General features: G+C 54.5%; 14 protein-coding genes and 1 tRNA gene. 4 read left to right on the top strand and 11 right to left on the bottom strand.

Annotated features, from left to right (window positions below; genetic code table 11):
- Window positions 1-99 precede the first annotated feature (99 nt).
- A tRNA-Ser gene (locus ACTG2G_RS01820) sits at window positions 100-187 on the top strand.
- A 356-nt stretch (window positions 188-543) separates the two neighbouring features.
- Here the strand turns inward: ACTG2G_RS01820 and ACTG2G_RS01815 are convergent.
- The 9 genes from ACTG2G_RS01815 to ACTG2G_RS01775 form a co-directional block, all read right to left on the bottom strand.
- Window positions 544-1,311 carry an SDR family NAD(P)-dependent oxidoreductase gene (locus ACTG2G_RS01815; RefSeq protein WP_266134800.1) on the bottom strand — a complete coding sequence of 256 codons (768 nt, stop codon included), beginning with the start codon at window positions 1,309-1,311 and terminating at the stop codon, window positions 544-546.
- A 42-nt stretch (window positions 1,312-1,353) separates the two neighbouring features.
- Window positions 1,354-2,043: a porin OmpL gene (gene ompL / locus ACTG2G_RS01810; protein ID WP_216953422.1), complete on the bottom strand. Its 690-nt coding sequence runs from the start codon at window positions 2,041-2,043 to the stop codon at window positions 1,354-1,356.
- Window positions 2,044-2,138: 95 nt separating this feature from the next.
- Complete coding sequence (locus ACTG2G_RS01805) at window positions 2,139-3,005, bottom strand: NAD(P)-dependent oxidoreductase (RefSeq protein ID WP_069556391.1); 867 nt, start codon at window positions 3,003-3,005, stop codon at window positions 2,139-2,141.
- Window positions 3,002-3,889 carry an SMP-30/gluconolactonase/LRE family protein gene (locus ACTG2G_RS01800; protein WP_439985108.1) on the bottom strand — a complete coding sequence of 296 codons (888 nt, stop codon included), beginning with the start codon at window positions 3,887-3,889 and terminating at the stop codon, window positions 3,002-3,004. The genes ACTG2G_RS01805 and ACTG2G_RS01800 overlap by 4 nt, the downstream gene beginning before the upstream one ends.
- Window positions 3,882-4,775, bottom strand: a complete 894-nt coding sequence (locus tag ACTG2G_RS01795) for an aldose 1-epimerase (RefSeq protein WP_439985107.1) — start codon at window positions 4,773-4,775, stop codon at window positions 3,882-3,884. Before ACTG2G_RS01795 ends, ACTG2G_RS01800 begins: the two co-directional genes overlap by 8 nt.
- The gene (locus ACTG2G_RS01790; protein ID WP_216978945.1) at window positions 4,775-5,563 is read right to left on the bottom strand and encodes an HpcH/HpaI aldolase family protein; all 789 of its coding nucleotides are present in this window, start codon (window positions 5,561-5,563) and stop codon (window positions 4,775-4,777) included. Before ACTG2G_RS01790 ends, ACTG2G_RS01795 begins: the two co-directional genes overlap by 1 nt.
- Window positions 5,564-5,574: 11 nt before the next feature.
- A complete protein-coding gene (gene araD / locus ACTG2G_RS01785) occupies window positions 5,575-7,329 on the bottom strand; it encodes an L-arabinonate dehydratase (RefSeq protein ID WP_216978944.1) in 1,755 nt (584 codons plus the stop codon).
- A 64-nt stretch (window positions 7,330-7,393) separates the two neighbouring features.
- Window positions 7,394-8,851 carry a glycoside-pentoside-hexuronide (GPH):cation symporter gene (locus ACTG2G_RS01780; RefSeq protein WP_421255451.1) on the bottom strand — a complete coding sequence of 486 codons (1,458 nt, stop codon included), beginning with the start codon at window positions 8,849-8,851 and terminating at the stop codon, window positions 7,394-7,396.
- A 62-nt stretch (window positions 8,852-8,913) separates the two neighbouring features.
- Window positions 8,914-10,302: a glycoside-pentoside-hexuronide (GPH):cation symporter gene (locus tag ACTG2G_RS01775; RefSeq protein WP_041234289.1), complete on the bottom strand. Its 1,389-nt coding sequence runs from the start codon at window positions 10,300-10,302 to the stop codon at window positions 8,914-8,916.
- Window positions 10,303-10,591: 289 nt separating this feature from the next.
- On the opposite strand from ACTG2G_RS01775, the gene ACTG2G_RS01770 reads away from it, so the two are divergent.
- Window positions 10,592-12,613 carry an alpha-glucosidase gene (locus tag ACTG2G_RS01770; RefSeq protein WP_439985105.1) on the top strand — a complete coding sequence of 674 codons (2,022 nt, stop codon included), beginning with the start codon at window positions 10,592-10,594 and terminating at the stop codon, window positions 12,611-12,613.
- A gap of 96 nt (window positions 12,614-12,709) precedes the next feature.
- A complete protein-coding gene (locus ACTG2G_RS01765) occupies window positions 12,710-13,129 on the top strand; it encodes a GNAT family N-acetyltransferase (protein WP_421263228.1) in 420 nt (139 codons plus the stop codon).
- Between the two features lie 145 nt (window positions 13,130-13,274).
- Here ACTG2G_RS01765 and ACTG2G_RS01760 read toward each other — a convergent pair whose 3' ends face one another.
- Window positions 13,275-14,306: a LacI family DNA-binding transcriptional regulator gene (locus ACTG2G_RS01760; protein WP_439985103.1), complete on the bottom strand. Its 1,032-nt coding sequence runs from the start codon at window positions 14,304-14,306 to the stop codon at window positions 13,275-13,277.
- Between the two features lie 468 nt (window positions 14,307-14,774).
- On the bottom strand, window positions 14,775-15,500 hold the full coding sequence (locus ACTG2G_RS01755) for a DUF2982 domain-containing protein (protein WP_266134807.1): 726 nt from the start codon (window positions 15,498-15,500) through the stop codon (window positions 14,775-14,777).
- A 214-nt stretch (window positions 15,501-15,714) separates the two neighbouring features.
- Here ACTG2G_RS01755 and recR point away from each other — a divergent pair, with 214 nt between their 5' ends.
- Window positions 15,715-16,317: a recombination mediator RecR gene (gene recR / locus ACTG2G_RS01750; protein WP_421387841.1), complete on the top strand. Its 603-nt coding sequence runs from the start codon at window positions 15,715-15,717 to the stop codon at window positions 16,315-16,317.
- Window positions 16,318-16,424: the final 107 nt, after the last annotated feature.

The raw sequence follows: 16,424 nt of genomic DNA, 5'->3' as shown, positions 1-16,424 counted from the left end.
ACCAAAAGCCATCGTATCCCTTACATTACGTCCCGTCACCGCGGCATGGTCCGCCAGCGAATGTGCAGCTCAAGAACATAAAGCAGTGAGCAAAAATTTGGTGAGGTGTCCGAGTGGCTGAAGGAGCACGCCTGGAAAGTGTGTATACGGCAACGTATCGAGGGTTCGAATCCCTCCCTCACCGCCAAATGATAAGCCCAAGCAATTACATTGCTTGGGCTTTTTCTTTATGTGCGATTTTTGATATGCCATCCACTATGTCATCTGATGTTGGCTGGCATGCTCTCTGATTGAATCATTCTGGAGATGGTGGGTTCTCCCGGTACTCCCCGTTGTAAGAGAGGAGTATTGAGAGCACTCAGGCTAATGGCGTTTTCCCCATTTGCATCGAGACCTGTCCCATCTAGCCAAGCGCGTATCTATAAAAACAAGCAATATCTGCAGCATTTGCCTCTTCTGGATTGCCCGGCATGGTTGAATGCCATGCCAGCCAGATATTGCTCAAACCTCATCATTTCAAGCAGACAGCCTTGGGACAGAGCCCTAGTTCAGAGTAAGCCCTGCATCAACAATGAAATCTTGGCCGGTACAGCCATTGGATTCGTCAGAACCCAGGAAGAGGGCCATGCGAGCACAATGTGAGCCATCGAGACGGAATTTGAGAGCTTGCAGTTCGACAAACTGGTTCACCGCGGCAGGGTCGAGTTGCGCCCACATCGCATCCTGTTTGGGGGTGCGGATTGCGCCTGGTACCAGGCTGTTAACCCGAATGCCTCTCGCGCCCAACTCCTGCGCCAGGGTACGGGTAAAACCATGGATGGCGGCTTTTGACAGGGAGTAGCAGACTCTCCCGGGGCGGCCCCGCATCCAGTTGATGGAGCCCATATTGATGATGCTGCCGCTCCCTTTTTGCTCCATGCCTGGCAGCACGGCTTGGATCGCAAACAACTGGTGACGCAGATTGATATTGATGCGGTTTTCGAAATACTCCTCGGTCAGATCCTCAATTTTATGGTGATCATCGCTGCCCGCGTTGTTGATCAGGATATCGACACTGCCCAGCTGTTGTTCAATGGTCGTAAAACACGCTTTGAGCAGAGTCAGGTCGGTGACATCGCAAAACAGAAACAGGCAGCCGAGCTCATGCGCGAGTGCTTCGCCTGCTGATTTATCAAAATCGAGGAAGGCGACTTTGGCTCCTTGGCTGACAAATGCGCGCACCAACTCTTCGCCAATGCCACTGGCGCCACCTGTAATAACGGCGACCTTGCCGGCAATAGAGTGATATTGTACTTGCTGGGAATAGTTCATAACTGCTCTCCGTGAGTCATAGATTGAATTCATCTGGCAACATTAGAAAAAGTATTTAACACCAATACGGATCCGGTATGCCTCTGCATCATAGGCAATATTTCTATCGTACCACTGTAATTCCAGATAAGGCATCCATTGTGGATTGATTCGATAGCGGGTTTGACTGGTTAGCTCCCAGTGATGATCTTTCCCATTAGCACTGTTGAAATTATTAACGCGAGAAAAATAGTGCGATTCAAAAGTATGGGTCAAAGCTGGCGTTATTTTATTGACAATATACAGTGCGTATTCATTGGTATCGTTATTATCGCCATAACCATCAAGATCCGTAGTTAGATAATTTTGATGATTGTAACGGTATCGTGCAATAACGGAAAAGTTATCGGTAAAGTTGTACTTTCCATCCAGATACGCAGAGCCACCAGAGCCAGAGCTAGAGGAGTTAACCAAACCACCGGCATTGACCGAGAGTTTGGTGGTTAAATTTAATAGCGGATACCACCCTTCAATTTCGTTATAACTGTGCTTTAGCTTGTCTAGTTTATCGGTATTATACGCATTGCTGGCCATAATACCCGCACCAGATTCCCAGTTATAGCCGAGTCGCAACAATAACTCATGTTGGTCGGTAGCAAAGTTAAATGCCTCACGGCTTTCAAAATAACCGCCCGCGAAAGCTGCGTTGCAGCATATAAGAGGGATTAAGCATATTTTGGGGTGGATACGCATAGTGATTGACTCGCCAATGGTAAGTTGATATTAAATCGTACAGCGATTGGCATGAGGTAAATTAATTACCTCATGCGATGGTTTTTATCAGCCAGCTATTGAATGTTTTGCTTTACCAACTTATAAGTGGCACAGAAATCCTCACGGCCCAAACCGTTATTCAGGCCTTGCTGGTAAATGTTATTCACCAATTCGACTCCGGGCAGGGTCAGCGCTTCTTCTCCCATGAGGTTCTTCATAATGCCGATATCTTTGGCCATGTTCTCCAGCGAGAAGACAGTGTTGTAGTTCTCGGCGATCAGGGCACCTATCTTGCTGGTCAGATAGAAGTTGCTGCCGCCACCGTAAGAGACGGCGGTGTTGAAGCTCTCTTTATCGATGCCGAAATGATCGGCGGTGGCCAGCATTTCGTTGACACTGTTCTGAATTTGGGCGACCAAGGTGTTGTGCAGCACCTTCATGATCAAACCACGGCCGTTGCCCCCCAGGTGGATCTGGTTGCTGCCCATCATGGCTAGCAATGGCTTGACCTTTTTGTAGGCGGACAGGTCGCCACCTATGTAGATCCCGAGCTCGGCAGCCACGGCGGCAGGGACGGATTTGACCACGGGCGCATCGAGCATCACGGCACCGGTTTCTGCTACCTGGCGGGATAAGGCGATTGACACTGCCGGGTCAATGGTGGACATGTCGATGGTGATCTTGCCGGGGCCAAGGTGTGGCAGCAGTTCGGTATAGACCGCTTTGACGTGTTCGGAGCGCGGTACCATGGAGATGATCACATCCGCATCGGCTGCCAACCTGGCAATGGAAGGGGAGGCGATGGCGCCTGCATCGACCACCCGGGCGACAGCCTCCTGATTGATATCGAATACCAACACATTGCCATCAAATTTTTTGACGATGTTCTTTGACATCGCTTCGCCCATCAGACCAAGACCGATAAAGCCAATAGTTTTCATCTGTTGTTTTCCTTAAATGTGGGTTTAGCAAGACCGGCGATGTCAACACGCATGCTGAACAGCGCACCTGAGAGCGGACGTGCTGCCAGTTCGGCGGCGTCCATATTTTCGCGAGTGGTGGTGATGAAGAGGGTCTTCATGTCTTCACCACCAAAACAGACCATGGTGGGGCAACGTACCGGCAAGGGATATTCGGCCAGCAATACCCCCTCTGCAGAGAAGCGGGCGATACGATGGCCATCAAACAGGGCGCTCCAGTAGCATCCTTCGACATCGATTGCAGCCCCATCCGGGCGCCCTTCGTCGGCGCGGGCTGCAAACTCGCGCAGCAGTTGCCGTTGACCGAGTGAACCGTCGCGGGTCAACGGAGTGCGATAAAGGCGGCGGTTGGGGGTATCAGTGGTGTACATCCAGCGCATGTCTGGGCTGAATGCCAAGCCATTGGCTCCCAGAATGTCGCACTGGATCACCGACATCTGCAGCTCGGCATCAACCCGGCATAGCAGGGCGCCGTTGTAATCTCGTGGGCTCCAGTAAGTGCCCGCATAGAAACGACCCGCCTGATCGGTACCGCCATCATTAAAACGGGCCAGCGCTGGGTTATTGGGGTTATCGGCGACTTTACGCTCAATTTGCCCGTGTTGATCACACAGATAGATCCCGGTGCGCATCGCTGCGATAAAGCCACCCTGTTCGCGCAGGGCAAAACAGCCCACTTCTTCGGGGAAGGGGATTGTCGTCATGGCGCCGCTTTCGGGGTGATAGCGGTGCAGGCAACGCTCGAGAATATCGGTCCAGTAGAGCGCCTGTTCATCAGTGCTCCAGGTCGGGCACTCGGGCAGATGGCCGCGGTAGTCGGCAAGTAGCAGAGCAGGATTAGGCATAGTGAGAAACCTCAAGCAGCATGGAGATCTGCAACTGCCCATTGGCTGGCACAGTGGCCATGGCCAGCGCAGGGTCACCAAAGCCACCGTTGTTGATGGCATCATTGATATGAGAAACCGGCTCGATGGCGATGAAGTCACGATCGGCGGGCGGCAGAAACAGGATGGCGTGAGGCGCATCGGGTGAGCTCAGGGTCACCATCAGCTTCTCATCTGGCCAGCGCACCCGTGCACAGCCACTCCAGTGATGGAAGCAGTTATCGACACTGGCGGGTTCAGGTTTGCGCCAAGTGCGATAGTTCCATTGGGTCGGTAGTGGCGCGAGACCAGTGGGCAGGGACTTGTGGTCGTTGAGTACCACACCGCCTGCGTCGAACTGGATCTCGGCGTGCGCCGCACGGGGAAAATAGGGGTGAAAGCCCAGCCCAGCCGGGACAGCGTGATCGGCCAGATTGTGGTAAGTGAGTATGATATGCAGCGCATTCTCTTGCAGGGTGAAGCGCTGAGTTGCCCGATAAGGCCAGGGCCATTGCGCCGCGGATGCTCCCTGTGCGTCATGGTGCAGGGTCAGCACGACAGAGTAATCATCTGCATCCCCTTCTTGCCATGGCTGCTGCCAGCCGTTGCCATGAATTGAGTGGGGATGATCGCCAAAGTTACGCAGCAGGGCGTAATCATATCCGGCGAAGTGAAACCGTCCATGAGCAATACGGTTGGAGTAAGGTACCAGGGGAAAACAGCCCCCCTGGTTGACTGTGACGTTCTGACCATCGGGCAGGGAGCGCAAGATCTCCCTGCCATGCCAGGTCAGTTTGCCGATAGCGCCACCAAGCTCGGGGATGAGCTCCAGATCAAGCGGGCCGCTTTGGCGGTGAAGCCTCTTCATCAGTAAACCTCGCCACCGGATATGCTCAGACGTTCCCCCCGGATCGCGGCGAGCTGTTCACGGGCGCGAGCCAGCAGGTAACTCATGTCGGAGCCGAGCGCCACGAAGCTAAAACCCATCTCTTGATATTTGTTCACCAGCTCGGGGTTGCCACCGACGATCCCGCAAGGCAATCCCAAGCGCTGGCACTTCTCCAGCCCTTCACGGATCTTGGCTTGCACCTCGGGGTGAGAGGGATTGCCAATATGGCCCATGGCTGCGCTCATATCGCCGGGGCCGATAAAGAAGCCGGTCACTCCTTCAATGGCCATCTCTTCCATGGCATCAATGGCGTCAGGGGTCTCAATTTGCAGGATAAGGCAGAGCTCTTCCCGGGCTTTACGCACGAATTCGGGTTCGGCACCGTAACCGGACGCACGATGCACCGCGGCAAAGCCGCGTTTGCCTAGGGGAGGGTAGTAGGCCGCCTCTACCGCTTTGCGGGCTTCTGCTGCACTGTTGACAAACGGCACCATCAGCGACGTTGCACCGCCATCAAGCGCCCGTTTGATCAACACAGTGTCGTTCCAGGCCAGGCGGTAGAGTGGGGTGGTGGCCGGGTTGCTGGCACGAATGGCGCGATCGATACGGATCGCATCCAGGCTATCGACCGGCACATGTTCCTGGTCCAGCACCAAGAAATCGAAACCGACAGTCGCCATGGCTTCCGCCACCGTATCGCTGCCAGTCATCATCCAGGTGCCCAGTGGGCGTGGACCTTGAGTAATCGCAAGTTTGAACGGATTCATTGTTTGCTCCTTTAGAAAATCGGGGGCTCGGGCACTTTGCTGCCAGCCTGGAGGAAATCGAAGTCACAGCCCTGATCGGCCTGGGTCACATGTTGTTGATAGAGTGCGGCATAAGAGCGTTCATAAACTTTGTGTACCGGTTTGAGCGTGCGGCGGCGCTCGGCCAGCTCTTCATCACTGACCAGCATGTTGAGGCGGCCATTGGCGATATCGAGCTCGATGAGGTCACCGGTACGTACCAGTGCCAGTGGGCCACCAATGGCCGCTTCAGGGGCAACGTGCAGGATACAGGTGCCATAGTGAGTACCGGACATGCGGGCATCGCTAATCCGCACCATGTCGGTGACGCCTTGTTGCAGCAGCTTTTTCGGGATCGGCAGGTTGCCCCACTCCGGCATGCCCGGCGCGCCGACCGGGCCGGCATTGCGCAGGATAATCACTGATTCCTTGGTTACCTCCAGGGCGGGGTCATCGATGCGATCCGAGAGCTCTTGATGGCTGTCGAAGACGATGGCAGGGCCCTTGTGGTGGCGCAGTTCGGGTTTGGCGGCAGATGATTTCATCACAGCCCCGTTGGGGCACAGATTGCCGCGCAATACTGTCAATGCACATCCACGGGAGAGCGGTACCACAGGGTTATCTAGCGAGCGGATCACGTTGTCGTCATAACAGGTCGCGTTGGCAATCCACTGTGCAACGGGACGATTGGTGACCCCGATCGCATCGAGGTGGAGGAATGACTCCACCTTTTTCAGCTGGGCCATCAGACCGCCGGCGAAGAAGAACTCCTCCATCAACTGATCACCAGAGGGAAACAGATTGGCCAGCACAGGGACTTCCCGTGCCACCGACTCCATGTCTTCCAGAGTGAGGTTGATGCCCGCCCGGTTGGCCATCGCAATCATGTGGATCGCGGCATTGGTGGAGCCGCCGAGCGCCATGTAGGCCACTACGCCATTGAGGAAGTTGGCTCGGGTCAGCCAGCGGGAAGGTTTGTGATCATGCCACACCATGTCGACGATGATTTGGCCGCATTGGGCTGCCATCTGGACGTGTCGTGAGTCAGCGGCGGGGATGGAGCTGGCCCCCGGCAACATAAAGCCCATGGCATCGGCGATGGAGGTCATGGTGGATGCTGTGCCCATGGTATTGCAGGTGCCGATGGAGCGAGTCATCGCCCCCTCCAGCTCGATCCAGTCATGCTGGGTAATGGCCCCCAAGCGCAATTGATCCCAGAACTTCTTGGTATGGGTACCGGCACCGGTGACATGACCGCGCCATTTGCCGCTCGACATGGGGCCGGCGGGGCAGAAGATCACTGGCAAGTCCATCGAAATGGCGCCCATCAGCAGGGCTGGCGTGGATTTGTCGCAACCGCCGAGCAGCACAGCCCCATCGATCGGATGCTGGCGCAGCAGCTCTTCTGCCTCCATCGCCAGAAAGTTGCGATAGAGCATGGTGGTCGGCTTGACCAATACTTCCCCGACCGACAGCGCGGGCAATTCAACGGGGTAGCCTCCCGCGGCCCAGACGGCTCGCTTGACGGCCTCGGCGCGCTCACGCAGGTGGCTATGGCAGGGGCTCATTTCACTCCAGGTATTGATGATCCCGATCACGGGCTTGCCCATGAATTCGTCGCGGTTCAAGCCACTTTGCTGACTGCGTTGACGATGGGCGAAGGCTCGGATGGTGTCGGGGGCATACCAGCGTTGGCTACGCAGCGCCGAGATATCGAGCTTGGCCAGGTTTTCACTGTTGAATGACATAGGAATAGCGCTCTCTTTGTCTGATTTGGTTAAGGATTAATTCAATAAAAACAGCATGTTAAATTCAGCCATTCTGACCCGCACGAAGAGGGGGGGGGTCAGGCGATGGAGTAGATTGTTCACTCATTCGGTGATGGGGTTTCCGGGGAGAAGCAAGGGCATGGCGTTGTGCCAGCTCCCGGACGATCTGTTGATAGCGAGCATCAGTGAGCGGGTAGAACAGCAACATCAAGGCAGCAGCGCAAATCAGGGCACAGATCGGGTAGAGAAACATCAGATTGGCGATGCTGCTTTGGGTCTCGGTGCTTTGCGTCGCGTTGGGAACATAGTCTGACCATGCCAGCACCAGCCCGGGAATGAGGCCCGCAAGCGCGGCCGAACATTTGCGGCAGAAGGTCAGACTGCAGTAGACCAGCCCTTCTGTGCGGATGCCGGTTTTCCATTCCCCATACTCGACGGTGTCAGAGATGAACGCCCAGTTGAGACTGTTGACGAAAGCGGATCCCCACAGGGCCAGGGAGGTGAAGAGGATGTAATCGAGAGCACTCTCGCTGTAGAGGTAGTTGAGCAGGTCACCGCATATCCACACGCCAATGCCGGCCAGATAGACAGGCAGTTTGCCAAAACGGTGCACGGCAAAGGGGACCAGCAATACACCCAGGTAGATACACCCTATGCTGATGAAGCTCATGTAGGCGATCATCGATACGTCGCCAATCACATATTGGGCGTAAAAAACCTGAACAATCAGCTTGGTGTTGAACGCTGCTAGCGTCAGCAGATTGGCCAGCGCCAGGATGCCCAGCGGACGGTTTGCCAGCACGGCCCGTGCGTTGGTTTGTACTGCCGAAAACCCCGATTCGTTGACAACCGATGGCAGCACATGGCGTTCACGAACTCTGCTGTAGCAAAAGAGTACTGCTGCAGCCCCCATGACCGAATAAATCAGTACCGCAACGCTATAGCCGACCTGTGGTTTGTCAAACAGCAATACCAGCGGCATGAACCCCACCGAGCAGAGCAGTAATCCGGTATTGGCTCCGCCCTGGCGCCAGGCGGCGAGCTCGGCTCGGTCCTGGAGTCGCTTGGTGAGGGCCGGGACCATGGCGCCATAGGAGGCATTGCCAAAACTGTAAAAGGCACCAAACATCATGAACAGCAGGGTAAACAGTACTGTTTTAGCGATGACCGGGAGCTCAACGCTGGTAAACAGGGCGGTGTTGATAAGAGCCAGTGGCACTATGGTCCAGAGCAGGAAGGGGCGAAATTTACCTCTGGGGCCGAGCTCGGAACGATTATCCAGCACGCTGCCGGTCACCAGATCGGTGCAGGCGGTAAAGAACTTCGAAACCAGAAAGATTGCTCCGGCCCATGCTGCCGGAATGGCTGCCACATCGGTCAGGAAGATCAGCAAATAGAGAGTTGTGCAGTTGAGCAGGAAGTTATAGCCGAGATCACCCACTCCGTAGGCCATCTTTTCCTGCCATGCCAGACGGTCACTTGCCACATTGCGATATGTCATGGGATCACATCCTTGAAGAGAGCAACAGCGTGGCCAGCACGCCGTTGCCAGTTGCATGAGAGTCAGCTTTGGGTGGTCGCCACACGGCGGGCACCAAGGCTGGCGATGATCTCTTGATAGCGCTGCTCGTTGAGGGTGTAGAAGAGGGCCATCACCAGTGCCGTTACGATGGCCAGGCTTGCCGGGTAGATGAAAATCAGTCCGGTGATCCCGGCTTTGGCGGCATCGGTTTGCTCCACATTGGGCATGTAGCCAACCAGTGCCAGAGCAAACCCGGGGACGAACCCTGCGATAGCTTGCGAACACTTTCTAAAGAAGGTCATGCCGCAGTAGACCAAGCCTTCGGTACGGGTACCGGTTTTCCACTCACCGTACTCAACGGTATCTGAGACAAACGCCCAGTTAAGGCTGTTGACGAAAGAGGTGCCAAAGAACGCCAGCGAGGTGAACAGCACGTAACTCATGACGGTGCCACCGAACAGGTAATTGGCAATGTCGCCGGAGATCCACAGGCACAATCCGGCCAGATAGACAGGTTTTTTGCCAAAGCGGCGTACCAGCGCAGGCACAGACAACACCCCGAGGTAGATGCACCCCATGCTGACAAAGCTCATGTAAGAGACCATGGAGACATCACCCAGAATGTACTGGGCGTAGAAGACCTGCACGGTGAGTTTGACGTTGAATGCGGAGAGGGTCAGCAGGTTGGCTACTGCCAGCACCAGCAACTGGTTGTTCTTGAGTACCGCCTTGAGCCCCTCCTTGATGGTGGGCTTCTCGACTATCTGGTCAGGGTCATTACCTATGATGGTGTGGTGTTCTTTGACGTTGAGGTAGCAAAAGAGCACCGCCGCCAAGCCGACCGAGGTGTAGGCCAGGGCTGCCACCATGTAGCCGGTCTCCTGGGATTCAAACAACATGGCGATGGGCATGAAACCGACGGTGGCTAACAACAGGCCGGTGTTGGCTCCGCCCTGACGCCATGCTGCCAGCTCTGCGCGATCCTGAACATTTTTGGTCATAGAGGGCACCATGGCGCCATAGCTGGCATTGCCCAAGCTAAAGAACAGGCCAAAGGCCATAAAGCAGACGATGAACAGGGTGGTCTTGGTCTCGCTGTCGAGCTCAAAATTGCAAAACAGCAACATGTTGCAGACAAACAGGGGCACTATGGTCCAGAGCAGCATCGGACGAAACTTGCCGCGAGGTCCGAAGCTCTTGCGGGTGTCGAGGAAAATGCCGGTGCCCAGGTCGGTGAAGCCGGTGAACACTTTCGCCACCAAAAAGATGACGCCTGCCCACGCCGCATTGATACCTGCTACATCGGTCAGAAATTTAAGCAGGTAGAGGGTGGTGATATTCAATACAAAGTTGTAACCAAAATCGCCGACGCCATAGGCAAGTTTTTCCCTAAAAGGCAGTCTGCTTTCGATATGCGCCTGAACAACCATTTTATTCTCCATAGTGTGGAACCCATCCGGCACGACAATAATCGTAGCGATGCGATTGCGGGCGCAAGGGTGATTGTTAAAAAGTGGGATCCAGATCGAGAGATTGCGCTGGTGGTTAAGGATTCTCTTACAAATGGTGTTTGCAAACGAGCCAAACGTTTTCGTGTGGCGAGTGTTGATTGGTGATCGAGATCGCTGTTTGGGTTTTACGCGATTGAAATGAAATCGTAGCGCTATTATTGTGTTTGCGAGCAAGCGGGGATGGCCCGACTAAACAGGAGCTTATGCAATGCAACTCGAATTTTCGTCACAGGCGTTAACGATTCAGCACCAGCAGCAGTTGTTATTTTCTCATCAAGCGGATGTCCCGGCGTTTTATATAGGTAAGGGCCGGGAAAAAATGGAAATTTATCGCGGCAACTTTGACATCGAAGACTACATCGAGTCTCGCGTCGCATTGACTCATATCGAACAGGTTGACAACAACCTGTTCGTTTTTGCCCCGAATGCCTTGACCCCGGCTTTGCTACAGGTGGCTGTGGTGTGTGATGGCGATGATGTGATGCTTTATCCGACCATACTGGACGAGGCATATAACCGCTTTTGGGTCAGATTGCCGGCCGAACGTAAAGAGCATGTCTGGGGTTGTGGCGAGCAGATGTCCTATTTTGATTTGCGTGGCCGTCACTTTCCGTTGTGGACCTCAGAGCCCGGTGTTGGTCGCCATCCCCACAGCGAGATCAAATGGAAAGCCGATGTGATGGGCAAAGCCGGTGGGGATTACTACCACACCAACTATCCGCAACCCACGTTTGTCTCCTCTCGCAAATACAGCTGCCATATCGACACCACCGCTTATGCCGATTTCGATTTTCGTCACGAAGGGTTTCATGAGCTGCAAGTGTGGGCGATCCCGCAGGCCATCGAGTTGCGCACCGCAGAGAGCTATCTGGGCATTATCGAAAAACTGTCTGCCCGGTTTGGCCGCCAGCCCAGGTTGCCGGAGTGGGTTTACAAGGGGGCGATCCTTGGTCTGAAGGGGGGGGAGGTCAATACCTTCAGTCGTCTGGAAAACGCCCTTGACCATGGTATCAAGGTTTCGGGTCTGTGGAGTGAAGACTGGTGCGGCTTGCGGGTCACCTCGTTTGGCAAGCGCCTGTTCTGGGACTGGGATTGGCAGCACCATCAGGATCGCTACCCCAATCTGCCCGCCAGGATCAAGGCGCTCAATGACCAGGGCATCGAGTTCATGGCCTACGTCAACCCCTACCTGTGTGAAGATGGCAAGCTGTTTCCAATCGCCAAAGAGTTCGGCTATATGGCGCTGGACAAGGATGGTCAAGTTGCGCTGGTCGACTTTGGCGAATTCTATTGCGGCTGTGTCGACTTTACCAATCCAGACGCTATGGCCTGGTTCCGTGATACCGTGCTGCGTAAAAACATGCTGGACATGGGGATCAAGGGGTGGATGGCTGACTTTGGCGAGTACCTGCCGACCGATAACATCTACCTGCACAACGGTGTCGATGCCAAGCTGATGCACAATGCCTGGCCGACTCTGTGGGCCCAGTGCAACGCTGACGCGATCGCGATGAACGGCCAAACCGGTGATGCCCTGTTCTTTATGCGAGCCGGTTACACCGGGGTGCAGCAATACTGCCCGCTACTGTGGGCAGGCGATCAATGTGTCGATTTCAGCCGTCACGACGGTCTGGTCACGGTGATCTCGGGGGCGCTCTCCTCCGGTATGTTGGGGAACGCTTATCACCACTCGGATATCGGTGGCTACACCTCACTGTTTGGCAACCGTCGAACCAAGGAGCTGTTTGACCGCTGGGTTGAAATGGCTGCCTTTACCCCAGTCATGCGTACCCACGAAGGTAACCGCCCTGATGAGAACTTCCAGTTTGACCAGGATGGCAGCACGTTGGCGCATTTTGCCCGGATGACCCGAGTTTATTGCCACCTGACTCCTTACTTGCGTAGCATGGTGGACGAAGCGGCCGAGAAAGGGTATCCGGTTCAACGTGCCATGATGCTGCATTTTGAACATGATCCCGAGACCTACGTCATACAGGATCAATACCTCTATGGGTCAGAGTTGCTGGTGGCACCGGTTCACCAAGGGGATGCGTGTGAGTGGACAACTTACCTGCCTGCAGGTGAGCAGTGGACGCATGTCTGGAGCGGCCAGAGCTTTACAGGGGGCCAGCGGGTCACTCTGCCTGCACCGATTGGCCAGCCGCCTGTGTTCTATCGTGCCAAAAGCCCCTGGGCTTCGCTGTTTGCCGAGCTAAAGGATCTGGCGTAAATCGCACCGGCGTTCGCCATAGAGGATGCGACCCGGATAACCCATGGCCGTGACAATGTTCACGGCCATTATGTTTCACCAGAGGAGCAGAGCAGCATGATTGACACTCTTTACGTTGTGCAAAACCCCAGCCAGGACGACATCGATTTTTTACGAGACAATCTGATCACCACCAATCGTGAGTTTGTCGGTGAACAGATACGTCGCCCACTTGCCATCTTCTATCAGGATGAGCAGCAACGTCGTGCCGGAGGATGCAGTGGCCATACCTACGGCAACTGGCTCTATATCGAGTATCTGTGGGTGGCCCGCAGTCTGCGGGGGCGCGGTGTAGGAGGCCGGTTATTGGCGGCAATGGAGCAGGCTGCCCGAGAGCGCGGCTGCCGTTTTTCACAGCTCGATACTTTTAGTTTTCAAGCAAAGCCTTTTTACCAAGCGAGGGGTTATTCCGTCGTCATGACGTTGGAAAAGTGCCCGGTGTTTCATCAGCGATATTACTTAACCAAAACCTTGTAGCGCTGGCAGTGACTGGTGCCCTGCTTAAAAATATCTGACGCAATGGATAGTGTTCTGGTAGATACATGGGGGGCATTTATATTCATGGGCTATTTATCAAGGCCATGGTTTTGTGATGGTTCATGGTGTGACTATATTGGCTTGGTCACAAAACAAACCGGGTACTCTGTCTGGGGATCAAGTCAAATCCGGCATCAATGATCTCGCCCTTATAATCGGGATCGCGAGCCATCCGCAACATCATGGATGCAGCCTGGCTGGCAACAGAGTGAATATTGATATTGATACTGGACAAGGTCACGGGGGCCAGATAACCGCTGCTAGGAAAATCGCCAAACCCGATGATAGATAGTTGCTCTGGTACCGGGATATTGCGTGCAATCGCCTCCATCAGCAATGCAGTACCAATGGTATCGTTTGATGCAAAAATGCCGTCGAGTTTGCGCTCTTTGAGCAGTGTCTTGATGAGTAGTTCGCGTGCGGCGGGGTAAATATTGTCGCTGTAAGGGATTTCGACCAACAAGGGATCCATACCCGCCGTCTCAAGTGCCTGGCAAAAGCCGCTGTAGCGGCTCTGCGCACGCACGTCATCGTTAAAACGGGTCGTGAAATAGGCAATTTTATGGCAGCCGGAGCGTATCAGGTAAGATGCGGCATCGTAACCCACCTGAAAATGATCTATACCGACCTGCGCGACAAACGGACTGGCTTCACCGATTTGCCATGCTTGAACCACAGGCACCGCACTGTGCTCCAGCATACGAATCGTAGTATCACTGTGCTTCGCGCCAGTGAGGGTTATGGCAGCAGGAGACCATTGTAAAATGGAGCGGATCTGCTGCTCCTCTTTTTCCATTGAGTGATCATGAGATGCGATATAGAGCTGAAAACCTGCATCACTCACGATATGTTCAATCTGCTGGACAAAGGTACTAAAGGTAATATTGGAAATGGAAGGAACGATAATTGCCATTGCCGAGCTTCGCCCGGCAGTAAACTGACTGGCAATTTTGTTGTGCACATAACCCAATTCATCAATGGCACGCTGAATTTTATGGCCGGTATTGGCTTTTACCTTGTCTGGATGACGTACATAAAGTGAGACTGTCGAGGGGGACACCTTGGCCAGGGCCGCGACATCATCAAGCTTGACGGTTTGTTTGCTTCTCGAGGACACGTGTTCTGCTTCCTGATTGGTTTTACTCGGCTCGACATCCTTCGTTATCTGAGGGAAAAGCCATCCAATAATCTCCCGACATGTATTTAAGTGTATAAAAAATAAGGCTTAAATAAAAGTGATGATTCGCTGTAGGAGGTGCGTCGGCAATTCGGGTTACTTGTATGGTAATTAGATTTTGGTTAGCCATTACAAATAAAAACGTGTTGCCAAGAGCGCTTGAGCGTTTTGGCATCCAATGTCGAAAAATGAGCCTCTTTAACTGCCATGACCCATGGCAGTTAACTGTTCAAATAAACACCGCACCACATGGTGAAGGGTGGTTACTTCAGGGTATGAGTATTTAGTGTTATGGGAATCGGTAGTTCTCATCAGCACTCTCTGCAATCGTCTAATGGGTGTTACAACCGCGTTGGATAGCTCACCGTTTAGTGCCTGGGACGTAGCGACAACCACTTGGCAGGGGGGTTATTGAGCGTGTGGCTCTGATGAAGGTAGTGGAGAGACGATCGCCTCCTGCCTGTATTGGCGCAGCAGTTTGAGGAAATCATCCGGTTCCCGATCCAGGCTGCCTACCGGGATCAACAGGTCATAACCGAGCAAGTGGCGCATGCGAATCATCCGTTGAGCCAGCATGGCCAATGCGCCATCGTAGTGCAGCCCTTGCGGGGAGCAAAAGTGACTCTCCTCCAGCCAGTCGATGCCTTGTAAGGGGTCATTTGTATGCACTGGCTGCCCATGGAGCTGCTCATTATGTAGGGCATGCAGCAACACAGGGCGCTGCTCTGTCAACAGATGCACGGCCAGTCTGGGAGTGATCAGTGTCAGAAACTCGTCATACTGTTTTATCTTGAAACCGATATAGGGCAGGGGCTGGAGATCCCAACCAACATGGATTCTGGGTTGATCGATACGCTGGATGTTGTGCCACTTCAGTGCCCAGCCGCCATATTTGTGGTGATAGTGGAGGGAGTGCTGGCATAGGGATAGGCTGATCGGGGGCTCATTGAGCTTGAACCAGCCTATCAAGGTTATCATCATGCCACTCAGTAGCAACAATATATAGGCCGGGAGCACCGGGCCTTCCACAAGCAACCAGAGCAGTAATAGCATCAGGCTGGTGATGAGCCCCCCGGCCCAGATCAGGGTCAGCCCGTTTCGGCGGACCAGAGGCTTTATATGTTGTGTCTCCATTTAACCTCCTTGTCCTGATGAGGGGGGCGATCTTTTATGACACCACCTGATTGTCTTTGAGCAAGTATAAGCGCCGCGTTTTTGCGCTGGCCAGCAAAGCAAATGACAGTCATGGGCCGGCTCGGGTATAGTCCTGCGCCAATGGCGTTATCCTGTTTTGCTGACCCGTCGTGGCCCAGGTGGTGGCGAGGGCCAGGCCTGTGTAAGGAGTGTTATGAAGTTCAGTCCCCTGCTCGATGAGATGATGAAAGCCCTGCAGGTATTGCCGGGGGTGGGGCCCAAGTCTGCCCAGCGGATGGCCTTTACCCTGCTCGAGCGCGAGCGCAGCGGCGGTTTGCGGCTGGCCCAGCTGCTTTCTCGCGCCCTGACCGAGATTGGTCATTGCAGCCACTGCCGCACCTTTACCGAGAACGATCGCTGCGATATCTGCGCCAATCCCAAGCGGGAAGAGAATGGCCTGCTCTGCGTGGTGGAGAGCCCGGCGGACGTGGCGGCCATCGAGCAGACCGGCCAGTTCTCCGGTCGCTACTTTGTGCTGATGGGTCATCTGTCGCCGCTGGACGGCATCGGCCCGGAGGAGCTGGGGCTCGATATTCTCGAGCGCCGGTTGAAGGAAGATCACATCAGCGAACTGATCCTCGCCACCAATCCCACCATTGAAGGGGATGCCACCGCCTGGTATATCGCCGATATGGCCCGTACCGCCGGGGTAGAGGTGAGCCGCATCGCCCACGGGGTGCCGGTAGGGGGCGAGCTGGAGCTGGTGGATGGCACTACGCTCTCCCACTCCCTGATGGGGCGCCAGCGCTTGAAATAGCAAGGTGCCAGCCAATTGCCCCGCATTAATAGCGGTAGCGCTGGGCAATAAATAGCCGTTTGAGCGGCTTTGAAGGGGCGAATGAGCAGGATTGCACATTCGCCCCC

The organism is Aeromonas sp. 55A (genome assembly GCF_051919665.1).
GTDB classification, from domain to species: Bacteria; Pseudomonadota; Gammaproteobacteria; order Enterobacterales; family Aeromonadaceae; genus Aeromonas; species Aeromonas veronii.
The sequence above is the reverse complement of the archived record's forward strand: the minus strand, read 5'-3'. Positions and strand labels throughout refer to the sequence as shown.

What these genes read in the sequence shown, in the direction of transcription:
- ACTG2G_RS01815 (WP_266134800.1), bottom strand. Translation starts at nt 1,311, where the DNA reads ATGAACTATTCCCAGCAAGTACAATATCACTCTATTGCCGGCAAGGTC.
- ompL (WP_216953422.1), bottom strand. Translation starts at nt 2,043, where the DNA reads ATGCGTATCCACCCCAAAATATGCTTAATCCCTCTTATATGCTGCAAC.
- ACTG2G_RS01805 (WP_069556391.1), bottom strand. Translation starts at nt 3,005, where the DNA reads ATGAAAACTATTGGCTTTATCGGTCTTGGTCTGATGGGCGAAGCGATG.
- ACTG2G_RS01800 (WP_439985108.1), bottom strand. Translation starts at nt 3,889, where the DNA reads ATGCCTAATCCTGCTCTGCTACTTGCCGACTACCGCGGCCATCTGCCC.
- ACTG2G_RS01795 (WP_439985107.1), bottom strand. Translation starts at nt 4,775, where the DNA reads ATGAAGAGGCTTCACCGCCAAAGCGGCCCGCTTGATCTGGAGCTCATC.
- ACTG2G_RS01790 (WP_216978945.1), bottom strand. Translation starts at nt 5,563, where the DNA reads ATGAATCCGTTCAAACTTGCGATTACTCAAGGTCCACGCCCACTGGGC.
- araD (WP_216978944.1), bottom strand. Translation starts at nt 7,329, where the DNA reads ATGTCATTCAACAGTGAAAACCTGGCCAAGCTCGATATCTCGGCGCTG.
- ACTG2G_RS01780 (WP_421255451.1), bottom strand. Translation starts at nt 8,851, where the DNA reads ATGACATATCGCAATGTGGCAAGTGACCGTCTGGCATGGCAGGAAAAG.
- ACTG2G_RS01775 (WP_041234289.1), bottom strand. Translation starts at nt 10,302, where the DNA reads ATGGTTGTTCAGGCGCATATCGAAAGCAGACTGCCTTTTAGGGAAAAA.
- ACTG2G_RS01770 (WP_439985105.1), top strand. Translation starts at nt 10,592, where the DNA reads ATGCAACTCGAATTTTCGTCACAGGCGTTAACGATTCAGCACCAGCAG.
- ACTG2G_RS01765 (WP_421263228.1), top strand. Translation starts at nt 12,710, where the DNA reads ATGATTGACACTCTTTACGTTGTGCAAAACCCCAGCCAGGACGACATC.
- ACTG2G_RS01755 (WP_266134807.1), bottom strand. Translation starts at nt 15,500, where the DNA reads ATGGAGACACAACATATAAAGCCTCTGGTCCGCCGAAACGGGCTGACC.
- recR (WP_421387841.1), top strand. Translation starts at nt 15,715, where the DNA reads ATGAAGTTCAGTCCCCTGCTCGATGAGATGATGAAAGCCCTGCAGGTA.